We start from the raw sequence: 12,658 nt of genomic DNA, 5'->3' as shown, positions 1-12,658 counted from the left end.
GAGGCCCCGCCCCGGCCCCGGCGGGTCAGGCCTTGTCCTGCTCCTCCTCCACCTGCCGGTTCCACTCGCGCTTGCCGGCCTGCCACCCGTCCTCGTTCATGCCCAGGCGCCAGTAGCCCGAGATGGACACGCGCTCGCGGGGCACCCCGCGCTCACGCAGCAGCACCCGGCGCAGCTCCTTGACCGCGCCCGCCTCGCCGTGGACGAAGGCGTGCACGTCGCCCTCGGGGAAGTCCAGGGCCTCCACCGCACCGACGAGCCCGGCACCGGGAGCGTCGGCGCCGCGGTGGATCCAGGTGATCGCGGCGTTCGCGGCCGTCACCAGCTCCTGCTCCTCCTCCGGTCCGGCGACCTCCAGGAAGACATGTGCGACGGCGCCCTGCGGCAGGCGTTCGAGGGCGGCGGCGACGGCCGGGAGCGCGCTCTCGTCACCGACCAGCAGGTGCCAGTCCGCCTCGGGGTCCGGCGCGTAGGCGCCGCCGGGGCCGACGAAGCAGATCTCGTCGCCGGGCTTCGCCCCGGCCGCCCACACCCCGGCCAGCCCCTCGTCCCCGTGGGTGACGACATCGACGAACAGCTCCTTCCTCTCCGCGTCCCAACCGCGCACCGTGTAGGTGCGCATGGCCGGCCACAGCTCGCGCGGCAGCTCCTCGCGGATCTTTCCGAGGTCGAAGGGCACCGAGTAGGGCGCACCCTCCGGAGGGAACAGCAGCTTGATGTAGTGGTCGGTGTACTCGCCGGCGGTGAACTCCGCCATTCCGGGCCCGCCCAGCACGAGGCGGACCATGTGGGGGGTGAGCCGCTCGACCCTCTCCACCCGCGCGTGCGTGACCTGCGGCGCCCTGCGTCCGGGGCGTCCGGAGCGTTCAGACATGTCTTCGTTCCCTCCTCCGGACGCGGGGCGTCCGTTCACAGAAAAACGGCGGGGCGGGGTTCCCGGCTCACTGCTTCGGGGAACCCCGCCCTGCCGGGCCGCGCAAGAGCGCGGCCCGCAGCTCGGAAAGCGGCGCGTCCGGCCGCTCGGCGCTGCGGTGACGTCCCTCCCCACCTTGCCAGACACCGGAGCCACACCCTCCGACCGGGCCTCGGCCGCCGCACGCGGGAGCTCAGCCCGCGCTCCTCCCGTCGACGACGTCCATGACGTGTTCGGCGATCGCCATCGAGGAGGTGGCCGCGGGCGAGGGCGCGTTGCGCACGGCCGTCACGCGCCCCATCTGGCTGATCCGGAAGTCGTCGACGAGGTTGCCCCTGCGGTCGAGCGCCTGGGCGCGCACACCGGCACCGCCCGGCACGACGTCGCCGGGCCCGATCCCGGGCACGTACCGGCGGGCCGGCCTCAGATACGCACGCCTGGACAGGGACCCGTGCATCTCCTGGATCCCCGTTCTCCAGTGCCGGAACCCCATGGCCCAGAAACCCGGCCAGGAAAGGCACTCAGCCAGGTCCCCCGGCCGGACGTCGGAGAACTTGTAGCCCTCGCGGGAGAAGGCGAGGACGGCGTTGGGACCGACCTCGACCTCCCCCGACACCCGGCGGGTGAAGTGCACCCCGAGGAAGGGGTACCGGGGGTCGGGCACGGGGTAGACGAGCCCGCGCACCATGTGCGCCTTCTCCGGGCGCAGCAGCATGTACTCGCCCCGGAACGGGGTGATCCTGGGGTCGGACCTGTCGCCCGCCAGGCGGGCGAGCCGGTCCGTCATGAGACCGCCCGCGACGACGAGGCCGTCCACCCGGACGATCTCGCCGCCGGCGGTGACGTGTACGGCATCTCCGGTCTCCTCGATCGCGGTGACCGGGGAGTGGAACCGGATCTCCCCGCCCGCGGCGACGATGTCCTCGGCGAAGGCCTCGGCGATGCGCGTGTAGTCGGTGATGGCCGTGTGCGGCGAATACAGGGCGGCCAGGCCCGCCGCGTACGGCTCGATGTCGCGGATCCCGTCGGGCCCCACCCGGCGCAGACCCGGGACGGCGTTCGTGTCGGCCCTGGCGTGGATGCCGTCGAGCCGCGCCACGTCGTCCTCGTCCACCGCGACGACGAGCTTGCCGCACTCGTCGTAGGGCAGACCGCGGTCGGCACAGTACTCCCGCAGCATCCCCTTGCCGCGCGTGCACAGGCGCGCCTTGAGGCTGCCCGGCCGGTAGTAGAGGCCGGCGTGGACGACCCCGGAGTTGCGGCCGGTCTGGTGCACGGCCACGCGGTCCTCCTTCTCCAGCACCACGACCCGCGTGCCCGGCCGGCGAAGGGTGACCTCCCGGCCGATCGCGAGCCCGACGATGCCGGCACCGACGATGCCGATGACCTCGTCAGCCATGGTGGCCTCCTCGATTCAGGTTCTCCGCAACGGCCCTCGGGACCGGCGCCGGCCCGGACGCGGCGGCACAGCGCCTCCGGTCCCGGCCCGCGCCGTACAGGCCCCGAAGGAATGATGCACGCCCCGGCACCACCGCCGCACCGCGCCCCCTGGCCGCCGCGCCTCCCGGAGTCGGCGGCACCCTCCTTCCGGTACTACGGTCGAAGGCATGGTCATCCCCACCGACGCAGAGATCCGCGCCCTCCACGAGCGGTACGCGCCCACACCCGAGGCACTGGCGCTCGTCCACACGCACTGCGAGATCGTGTGCGCGATCGCCGAGCAGCTGCTCGACCGGTACGGCCACGACCTGGACCGCGACCTGGTCAGGGCGGGATGCCTGCTCCACGACCTGGGGGTGTACCGCCTCTACGACGCCTCGGGCCGCCTCGACCACCGGAACTACGTGAGCCACGGGCTGCTGGGACAGGAGATCCTCACCTCGGAGGGGTTCCCCGAGGAGCTGTCGCGGTTCTGCTCCCACCACACCGGCGTGGGCATCACCCGCGAGGACATCCGGGTGCAGGGGCTTCCCCTCCCCGAGGGCGACTACGTGGCCGAGTCCGCGGAGGAGCAGCTGGTGATGTACGCGGACAAGTTCCACAGCAAGAAGAACCCGCCGGTGTTCGTCTCCGCGGACACCTACGCCGTGTCCGTGTCCCGCTTCGGCGAGGACAAGGTGACCAGGTTCAAGGAGCTGCGCCGGCACTTCGGCGACCCCGACCTGGCCTCTCTCGTGGACACCTACGGCCACGCCCTGATCTAGGCCCGCACCACCGGCACCTGCGGCGTCCTCACCGGCGCCCGCACGTAGGAGCGGAGGCCACGGGCGGGGACGCCGCCGGGCATCCGCCAGGGCCTGTTTTTGGATGCTCTCGCCGTATCGGCGGAGCCGATCCTCCGGCGAACGGCCGACCAGGTGTTCCCTTGCGAGGTGGGGAGCGCAGCTCAGCCTGGTTGGCTTCGCAAGCTCTCCGACGCGGCAAGGGGGCGCCTGGCGGCCGTGCAGCCCGAGATGATCTACACAACAGGGCCTAGCCGACGTACTGGGACCGCACGGCGTAGATGGCCGCCTCCGTACGCGAATGGACCTGGAGCTTCTCCAGGATGCTGCGGACGTGGTTCTTCACGGTGTTCTCGGTGATGAACAGACGCTCGCCGATCTCCCGGTTGTTGAGCGAGCGGGCCAGCAGTTTGAGCACCTCAGTCTCGCGCGGGGTGAGCTGGGGGATGATCCGCTGCTCGGACGTGCTGCTCTCCTGCTTGGCCAGCTCGGCGAACTCCCCGATGAGCTTGGTCGCCATCGCCGGATTGACGAAGGTCTGCCCGCCGACGATGGCGCGGATGGCGCGCGCGATGTCGGTGACCGCGATCTCCTTGAGCAGGTAGCCGCTCGCACCGACCTTGAGGGCGTCGAAGAGGTCGGACTCCTCGTCGCTCATGGTCAGCATGACGAACTTGGTGTGCGGCACCGCCTTGCGGATGCGCGGGCAGGCCTCGATACCGCGCGAGTTGGGCATGCACACGTCCATGAGGACCACGTCGGGCTGGGTCTCGGCGGCGAGCCGGACCGCTTCGTCGCCGTCACCGGCCTCGCTGACGACGACGATGTCGTCCTCGTCCTCCAGCACGGACACCAGTCCGCGCCGGAACAGCGCGTGGTCGTCCACGACCATGACGCGGATCGGTCCTGCGACGCACTCCTTGCGCGGATGCAGCACGCGGGCGGGAGGATGGGGATGGGGGGACACGGCAAGGACGCCTTCCTTCTCGGAAAACCTGACATCTCTCCTGGGCAGGGGGCTACCCGCGGCCCCCGCTGCCGCACGGGGGGCACCGCCTTCTGCTCGCGCGAGGTCGGACGGCCGATCGAAGACGCGGAAACATGTGCCGCTCCTTGTCTGAGAACTGCCACTCATATTGACACGAGGCGCGCAGGCCTAGCCGGGAATCGAGGTTTCCGGTGAGCACGAGACGGACCCGGACCATGCGTCGGCATTTCAGGAGCGGTGGACACACCGGCCCCCGCAGGTCACGCCCGCCGGGCTGTGCCGGCTGGGAAAGCCCACCGTGTCGACGGGGTGGACCCCGACTCCCGAGTGCCCCACTGCTGCCGGGCCCGCTCCGGCCCGGCCGGGGACGGGTCAGCGCCCAGGCGGCCTTGGCTCCCCAGTAAGCGGGAGCGAGCTGCACACCCGTGATCCCAGGGGATCAGGAGGTTCGCTTCTTCCCATGAGGTGACCTGATGGTGTACGCGCAAGCGGACCCTGGTCGAGACCGCCCCGAACGAGGTCCCCGCGGAGTACACGGCGCGTGCTCAGACGGCGCAGCGGTCGCACTGAGCCCACATTTCCAGGCTGACGCACGGAGTGCCCTTGCCGACCGTACGTGGCAAGGGCACTCCGTTCTTCACTGGTTTCAAGCGTCTACCAGTCCTACCCGGCCAGGGCTCATAGGAGTCGAAGGCGCGAACGTCGGCCAGTTGGGCGTAGCGCTCTCTGCCGCGTGCAGTGCGCACCGAACGTTGGCAAAAAACAGACGTGCCCCGTCTTCGACGGTGCCTGCTTCCACGCCCATGGTCACTGTGATGGTTCGCTGGGCAAGGCTTCCGGCTACATCAGGATCCACAATGCCCGGGTCTGATTCCACCAGATTGTCAAGCTCGTCGAGGAACCGATCGACAAAATCGTCAAAGTCCTCATCTGTGGCAAGCCCCGAGGGATTTTCGAACGCTAGATCGACGGTCAGATGGTAGATGCTCACGCCCTCACTCCTCCCAGCAAGTCGCTCGTCGCAGTTGCCCGAGAAGGTTCTTCAGGTAGCTTGCCCCGGATGGCGACACATGAACAGTCTTGAAATGTTTTTCTTCACACGGACAGTGAGGTGATCTCAGCAATCGGGAAGCAGTAGAAAACCGGCAATAAAGACGAGAAGTGCATCCATGGGTGAATTTCCGTTCCCCTGACACAGACGTGGAGCCCCAGGTAGAAGGCGAGGTGTCGAATCTCCACCGGACCACCTGAAAGGCTCCACGTGGTTCCCTATACTGCCACCCTCGACGTGGACCAGACCACCGTTTGGCACCTTTCAGCCCTGCTGAACGCCGAACGCCAACGCCGCGGCACCCGCACAGGCACCCGCGCCCTGACCTGCTACAAACAGGCAGTCCTGGTCTTGCGGTGGTTTCGCGACGGCACCGCCATCGACGCCCTGGCCAGGGACAACCACATCTCCCGAGCCACCGGCTACCGCTACGTCGACGAGGGCATCGACGTGCTCGCCGACCAAGCCCCCGACCTGCACCAGGTCCTCGAACACGCCCGCACCACCCCCAACGACCCCCTGATCCTGGACGGAAAACTGTTTCCTTCCGACCGCTGTTCGGAGCCTGGCCCCTCCGGTCGAAGCAACCTCTGGTACAGCGGCCACAAACACCGCCACGGCGGCAACATCCAGTTCCTTTCCGATGCCCGAGGAGAACCGCTATGGGTATCCGACGTCGAGCCCGGGTCCACGCCCGACATCACCGCCGCACGCCGGCACGTGTTTCCGCTTGTGCACAAGGCCACGGCCGACGGGGTGGTAGTGCTGGCCGATCCCGGCTACGACGGCGCTGGTGTGGGGGTGCGCACGCCGATCAAACGTCCGCCCGAGGTCGACGAGCATCGCTGGCATGCCGATGACCGGGCCTACAACCGGCTGCTACGCGGCCTGCGGTGCATCGGCGAGCGCGCGATGGCGGTCCTGACCGGACGGTGGAGAGTGCTGCGCCACACCACGATGAGCCCGTCCAAAATCGGCGCGATCGTGCAAGCCGCGTTGGCTCTGACCAATATCGAGAAGCAAACTCACTGAGATCACCTCAGTACATCTTGAAGTACTTCTTGTTGCGAGTGACCCGCCAGCCTTGCCCCTCTGCTGCCCGCAGCACAGCTTCGAGATCTTTGTCGGGGTGACGCGTTCGCTCCATGCGAAGTCCCAGCTGGTCGCGCTCGAGGGGTACTGCGCTTGTGCTGTGCGAAGCACTAGCGTAGGTCAAAGCTACCCAAGCAACTGGTCCGGGGGGATGGTTTTCAAGTTCTTGCGGACAGGGCCGAGCTCCTCACCACCCTCTGCCCCTGATTCGGGATTCCTTCTTGGAATCGCGAGGCCTGAGTTGATAGCCTTGAGGAATCACAGCATGAGGTTTTCGAAACTGTTTGCGGCTACTAAACCATCCCGGTCATAACCAGACTTCTTACTCAGCAAGGCTGATCGCACGTTCCCTCGCGAAGGCCCCTCAACCAGAACAGTACGGTTCGTTCCCGTACGCAGCCCCGTAAGGGCGTCACCCGGACGGCCTTGTTTGGTGGATTCACCCCGCCTGTGCGGGGGGCACTGGAGCCGGTCCGCCTGAGCGCGGGTGGCCGGGGACTCACCCCCGCCTGTGCGGGGAGCACGCCCGCAGGATGCACGCTGACGGCCGTCCATGGGACTCACCCCCGCCTGTGCGGGGAGCACATCTCCACCCACCGGCCGCCCATCCCGGCCAAGGACTCACCCCCGCCTGTGCGGGGAGCACGCGGCTGTCGGTGACGCCCTGGCCCTGGCCCCCGACTCACCCCCGCCTGTGCGGGGAGCACCTCTTCGGAGACCGACGCCATGGAGTGCAGGAGGACTCACCCCCGCCTGTGCGGGGAGCACCTCTTCGGAGACCGACGCCATGGAGTGCAGGAGGACTCACCCCCGCCTGTGCGGGGAGCACGCCCGCAGGATGCACGCTGACGGCCGTCCATGGGACTCACCCCCGCCTGTGCGGGGAGCACCCTTGCTGTACTGGGGAAACGTGACGCGTTATCGATATGAGATGCAAAGTGCGCGAGCCCCAGGCCACCCCATGACACGGATCCACACGGGATGAAGCACCGGACCTCGCTCGCCTGGTCTCCTCGACAGGTCGAGAATACTCCCGGGACCGTGCCGGGGAAACCTGTCACCGGGGCGCCTCGGTGCAGACAGGGCGCCGGGCGCGGAAAAACGGGCTCGGCCCATCGCGGCCAGGTGGTGTGTGCGGACGACCACGGCGTGGGTGCGCGCTGTCGCTCCGGTATCGGGACACGGGTTTTCCCGCGAGGCGAAAGCGCGCATGGCACCGGTGACTCGGCTGCATCGCCCACCTCCACAGCGCCTCCACCTTCCTCCTCCGTCCGGAACCGAACACCTGTGTAGGGTCGGTGCCGTGAGACACCGACCCGAGAGGATCGCGGCAGAGCTCCTCCGGAGCCGCGACACCGGCCCGCTCCACACCGAGCTGGAGCGCCGTATGGCCGACGGTGACGCCGTCTTCCTCGGGGACCTGGGCGCGGAACTGCTCCGCCTGACCGCCGCCTCCTCCGTTCCCGCATGGCAGCACAGGAGCGTCCTGGACACCGTGGTACGGCTCCTGGCGCTGACACCGGGACGGCGCAGTGTCGAGCAGCTTCTCCGACTCACCTCCGGCCAGGACCGGGCCGCACGGAAGCGGGCCCGGTACGCGGCTTCCCTCCTCACATCGGCGCAGGACCCCGACGGCCTCCGGCCGGTCTTTCGCGGCAGTGGTTCGGGCAGCGGCGGCTCCGACGAGCTGCGGGCCTGTACGCTCCACGAACTGCTGGTCCGAGGCGCCGACCTCCGCGATCTGCCCGAGGCGCAGAGGTGGTCCGGTGTCCTTCGGCGCGGTCAGCATCCGCTCGCCTGGCTGCCGGCACGGCGCTCGGCGCTGGAGTCCGGTGCCGTACTTCCCAGCCACTCGTTGCGGGGAAGCATGTCACCACGGCCTTCCTCCGGAGGCGGTGCACCGGTTCGCCGCCGTACCGGCGGGGTCGCTGTTCAGGAAGTGACCGCTCCGGCGGCGCTGTCCGCCGCGACCGCCGGATGGGTCGAGGAGTCCAACGGCCTGGTCGAGGCCCGTGCCTTCGAGCCGGCACAGCCCCTGGAGGAGGGCGACCTTCCCGGAACTCTGCTCGGCCTCGCGTGTTCGGGGGGCGGCAGGAACTTCTCCGTGTACCGGTCCGACGCCGGGGCGGTGTGGGCCGAGCTGTTCGCCGCGGCCTGCGGCGGCGGCGCCTACGGCGGTGCCCTGTACGGCGCCTACAGGCGACTTGCCGCTTGGCGGTCCCTCGGCGGGCTCACCGGAGCGGCGGAGGAGGCTTCCTTCGAGGAGGTCGAGGGGCGCGCCGCCTCGTGCGGCTGGTACCACCTCGGCACCTCCACCTCCTGGTATCACCGGCTCATCTGGGACATCGGGGTGGCCGCGCTGTCTCCGGGGCGCCGCCGGCTGACGGTTCTGGCGGCCACCGACACGGACTGACTCGGCCCTCTGCCTCCGCGCCCCTCCTCCCGGGGAGGTTCTCCGACGTGGGGAAAGAGGAAAATATCCGATGCCTCTGATATCCCCGACATATCCTCGCAAGACATACGTGTTTGCGCCCCTCCCCCTCGAAGGAGCCCCGGCTTGTCGGCGATCCGTCTGCCTGAGCACCTGGAACTGCTTCTCACCGATGAGCCGGTTCTCGACATCTACGAGTACGGTCCCTGGCGGGTGCCCCACCGGCTCGTCGACGACCTGGTCGAGCTGTTCGACACCGTGATCGAGGATCCGCGGGCCCGCGATTTCCCTCCCGGTCGCGCCTCCGGTTCCGACCAGCAGCGGCACAAGCGCCTGCGCGGCGACGTCGTCGACCACCTGATCGCCCTCCAGGGCCCCCTGCGGGTGGTCGGCGGCAGCAGCGCGCGGATGCCTTCGATCGCGATCGGCCGCCACACCTCGGTGTCCAACCTGGTGTCGGAGCCCCACCAGTGGCTCCTGGACACGCTCACCATGCCTCCCTGCTACGGGTTGATCGAGGTGTCCAAGGAGCGCGCCGACCGCGAGATCGCCTTCTCCGTCATCGGCGACATCCTGGACGCGGCCGAGGGGGTCGAGCCGTGGGAGGAGCGCCGCCGGGCCTGGCGCGCCCTGTTGGACCGGCGCGCCGCGAATCCGGTCGATCGCGAGTTCGACATGTCGGCGAGCCCGCGTGACCTGCGGGTGGCCTGGGCTGCGGCGATCGACGCCGAGCACTTCCCGTCCGTTCCCGAGTTCGCGCCGCCGGCGCGGTTCCTGGCGTGGGCCCACGAGAGGTTCGCCGCCGCGCACGAGCGGCTCGCCGCGGTGGCCCACGACGTGCCGTCGCTGCCGGACGTGCTGGTGGACATCTGCCTGGGTGCGGGTCTGAGCAACCTGCCGCCCGTTTCCAGCGCCCTGTTCGAGGCGGGGCAGTTCCGGGCGCTGTCGGACGAGTTCCGCACCCGTAAGAAGGGGTTCGACCTGGTGGCGTGGCAGGACCGGGCCCGCACGTGGTTGTGGCAGGGCGTGGTGGCGGGCGAGGCCGATGTCTCCCGGGCCTGGCTGGACATGGGGACGCGCTGTGCGCTGGCGCTGACCTCGTCGGGGAACGAGGTGCACAAGTCTCCCCGGTACGGGACTCCGCTGCCGGTGAGCGGTTTCCAGACCGATCTGCGCCGCTACTGTCGGCCGCCGGCCGTGCCCGTGCTCGTTCCCGGTCTGGCGGGTGCGGACGGGGTGGTGGAGCAGGAGCAGGCGGCGAGGGCGCGCGAGGCCGATCCGGTCCTGGGTCCCACGCCGCTGGAGCGGCTGGACGCGTTGGTGGGTCTGGCCGAGGTCAAGAGGCAGGTGCGTGCCGTGGCCGCGGAGGCGGAGGCCGCGCGCCGGCGGGTGCAGGCGGGGTTGTCGGTGGCGGGTCCGGGGCGGCACATGGTGTTCACCGGCCGTCCCGGCACGGGGAAGTCGGCGGTGGCGCGGATCGTGGGCGAGGTCTACGCGGAGGCGGGGCTGCTGCGCACGGGCCGGGTGACGGAGGTGAGCCGGGCCAATCTGGTGGCCGATCACACCGGTGGGGTGGCCGAGCGGGTGGCGCAGGTGGTGCGCGGTGCGCTGGGCGGGGTGCTGCTGGTGGACGACGCGTCCGCTCTGACGGAGGCGGAGAACAGCCGCGGTCTGGGTGCGGACGCGCTGTCGGTGCTGGTGCGCAAGATGGACGAGCACGCCGACGAGCTGGTGGTGGTGCTGGCCGACGAGACCGAGGAGCGGGTGGGTCGGCTGCTGTCGGCGTCTCCGCGGTTGGCGGCGCGGATCTCGCGGCGGCTGCGCTTTCCCGATCCGAGCGGTGAGGAGCTGACGGCGGTCTTCGCCGCGATGGTGGAGGAGTCGGGTCTGGAGGCCGACCCGGAGGCCGTCGCCAAGGCGGGTCGGCTGCTGGGGCGTGCGTCGCGCGGTCAGGGGTTCGGCGGTGCGCGGTCGGCCCGGGTGCTGCTGGACCGGACGCTGTCGCGGCAGGCGGCCCGGTTGGCGGCGGCGCCGGCGGGGTCGTCGCCGGGTCTGGGTTCGGGTGCGGAGGCGACCGAGGGCGAGGCCGACCGGTTGGGTCGGCTGCTGGCCGAGGACGTTCCCGACACCCTGGAGACGGCGGCGGTGGGCCCGGTCGGGTGGCGCGGTGCGGTGCCGGAGGATCCGCTGGCGGAGCTGGACGCCCTGGTGGGTCTGGAGGCGGTCAAGCGGGAGGTGCGGCTGTACGTGGCGGAGGCCGAGGCCGAGCGGTTGCGTGCGGGGGCGGGGGTCCCGGTGTCCGCGCCGGCCCGGCACCTGGTGTTCACGGGCAGCCCGGGGACGGCCAAGACGATGGTGGCGCGGATGCTGGGTGCGGTGTACGCCGAGCTGGGTCTGCTGTCGTCGGGCCATCTGGTGGACGTCTCGCGCGGTGACCTGGTGGGTCGCTACATCGGGCAGACGGCGCCGAAGGTGGAGCAGGTGGTGCGCAGTGCGCTGGGCGGGGTGCTGTTCATCGACGAGGCGTATTCGCTGACCGCGTCGGAGTCGGCCAACGACTACGGGCCCGAGGCGATCGCGACGCTGCTGCGCATGATGGAGGACCACCGCGAGGACCTCGTGGTGGTGGTTGCCGGATATCCGCAGGAGATGGCGGGTTTCCTGGCGTCGAACCCGGGTCTGGCCTCGCGTTTCCCCCGGCATCTGTCGTTTCCGGACTACACGGACCGGGAGCTGGTGGAGATCTTCGGGGTGATGGCGCGCGAGGCGGGGTTCACGCTCGGGGAGGGCACGGAGGCGCGGGTGCGCCAGCTGCTGCGGGCGGCGCCGCGCGACCGGGCGTTCGGCAACGCGCGGCTGATGCGCAACCTGCTGGAGCGTGCGACGGCGCTGCAGGCCGAGCGGATCACCGGTGCCGGGGAGCGGTCGGCGGACCGGTTGTGCGAGCTGCTGCCGTCCGACGTCCCGGCGGCTCTGGGGGCGCGTACGGGGGTGCCGGCGCCGGAGGATCCGCTGGAGGCGGCGGAGAGGCTGGTGGGGCAGGAGGAGGCGCGGCGGGAGCTGCGCGCCCTGGATGCGCGCGCCCGGGTGGAGCAGGCCCGCCGGGGGGCGGGGATCAGTGTGTCGGGGGCTCTGGAGCACATGGTGCTGCTGGGTTCTCCCGGTACGGGTCGGGCGACGTTCGCCGAGCTGGCGGGGCAGGTGTGCGGTCGGCGCGGGGTGCTGTCGTCGGGGCATGTGGTGACGGTGGGGCGCAAGGACCTGGTGGGGCTGCTGCCGGGGCAGAGTGCCGAGCTGGTGGACGCGGCGGTGCGGTCCGCGGCGGGCGGGGTGCTGTTCCTGGCGGAGGCGCACGCGGTGCTGGTGCGGCCGGGGGCGGATCCTTCGGTGGACGAGGCGGTGCGGGAGCTGGTGCGTCTGGTGGAGCTGCACCGCCACGATCTGCTGGTGGTCCTGTCGGGGGCGCCGGAGGACCTGCCTGCGCTCCTGGAGGCGCGTCCGGAGCTGGATGCGCTGTTCACGCGGCGGCTCCGCTTCGCCGACCTGTCGGAGGAGGACCTGGCGCAGGTGTTCGCCGAGCGGGCGCGCGAGGCGGGGTTCCGGGCGGCGCCCGAGACCGTGGCGGCGGTGCGGGCGCTGCTGCTGGACCGGCCGCGGCCGGAGTCGCCGGCCAATGCCCGCCTGGCCGAGATGCTGTTCGAACGGGCGGCCCGTGCGCAGGCCGTGCGGGTGGCGGAGCTGGACCTGGACGACGAGGAGGTTCTGCGCACGCTCGCGCCGGCGGACGTTCCTGTCTCCCTGCCCGATGGCGGGGGCGCGCGCGTGGGGACGGGGCTGTACCTCTGAGGCCTCGGCAGCTTTCGGTGTCTGTCCGGAACGGAGTCGCTTTTCCGACACGTGGGCCGAAGGACGTAGTTCACACGTTTCTTTGGTCTTTGGTCCCGTTCGTCTTCCGTGTCCG

8 protein-coding genes and 1 CRISPR repeat array are annotated in these 12,658 nt (G+C 70.4%); of the genes, 4 read left to right on the top strand and 4 right to left on the bottom strand.

Features of this window, described 5'->3' with window-relative positions; all coding sequences use genetic code 11:
• Positions 1-25: 25 nt before the first annotated feature.
• On the bottom strand, positions 26-874 hold the full coding sequence (locus FHS13_RS05730; RefSeq protein WP_184288605.1) for a siderophore-interacting protein: 849 nt from the start codon (positions 872-874) through the stop codon (positions 26-28).
• Positions 875-1,106: 232 nt separating this feature from the next.
• The gene (gene lhgO / locus FHS13_RS05725; protein ID WP_184288602.1) at positions 1,107-2,312 is read right to left on the bottom strand and encodes an L-2-hydroxyglutarate oxidase; all 1,206 of its coding nucleotides are present in this window, start codon (positions 2,310-2,312) and stop codon (positions 1,107-1,109) included.
• 208 nt (positions 2,313-2,520) lie between these two features.
• Here lhgO and FHS13_RS05720 point away from each other — a divergent pair, with 208 nt between their 5' ends.
• Positions 2,521-3,117: an HD domain-containing protein gene (locus tag FHS13_RS05720; protein ID WP_184288598.1), complete on the top strand. Its 597-nt coding sequence runs from the start codon at positions 2,521-2,523 to the stop codon at positions 3,115-3,117.
• Positions 3,118-3,385: 268 nt separating this feature from the next.
• Here the strand turns inward: FHS13_RS05720 and FHS13_RS05715 are convergent, their stop codons facing one another.
• Together FHS13_RS05715 and FHS13_RS05710 are read right to left on the bottom strand one after the other, a co-directional pair.
• Positions 3,386-4,102 (bottom strand): response regulator, encoded by a 717-nt coding sequence (locus tag FHS13_RS05715; RefSeq protein ID WP_184288596.1) that lies wholly within the window; start codon positions 4,100-4,102, stop codon positions 3,386-3,388.
• Positions 4,103-4,769: 667 nt separating this feature from the next.
• A complete protein-coding gene (locus tag FHS13_RS05710) occupies positions 4,770-5,114 on the bottom strand; it encodes a hypothetical protein (protein ID WP_184288593.1) in 345 nt (114 codons plus the stop codon).
• 270 nt (positions 5,115-5,384) lie between these two features.
• On the opposite strand from FHS13_RS05710, the gene FHS13_RS05705 reads away from it, so the two are divergent.
• From FHS13_RS05705 to FHS13_RS05695, 3 genes are all read left to right on the top strand, one after another.
• The gene (locus FHS13_RS05705) at positions 5,385-6,206 is read left to right on the top strand and encodes a transposase family protein (protein WP_184288591.1); all 822 of its coding nucleotides are present in this window, start codon (positions 5,385-5,387) and stop codon (positions 6,204-6,206) included.
• 555 nt (positions 6,207-6,761) lie between these two features.
• A CRISPR array of direct repeats spans positions 6,762-7,156; the repeat unit is 29 nt; unit sequence GGACTCACCCCCGCCTGTGCGGGGAGCAC.
• 413 nt (positions 7,157-7,569) lie between these two features.
• A complete protein-coding gene (locus FHS13_RS05700; RefSeq protein ID WP_184288589.1) occupies positions 7,570-8,679 on the top strand; it encodes a DUF6183 family protein in 1,110 nt (369 codons plus the stop codon).
• Between the two features lie 144 nt (positions 8,680-8,823).
• Positions 8,824-12,543 carry an AAA family ATPase gene (locus tag FHS13_RS05695; protein ID WP_184288585.1) on the top strand — a complete coding sequence of 1,240 codons (3,720 nt, stop codon included), beginning with the start codon at positions 8,824-8,826 and terminating at the stop codon, positions 12,541-12,543.
• The last annotated feature ends 115 nt before the right edge of the window (positions 12,544-12,658 follow it).

This window comes from Nocardiopsis algeriensis (genome assembly GCF_014203695.1).
In the GTDB taxonomy this organism is placed as follows: domain Bacteria; phylum Actinomycetota; class Actinomycetes; order Streptosporangiales; family Streptosporangiaceae; genus Nocardiopsis; species Nocardiopsis algeriensis.
The sequence above is the reverse complement of the archived record's forward strand: the minus strand, read 5'-3'. Positions and strand labels throughout refer to the sequence as shown.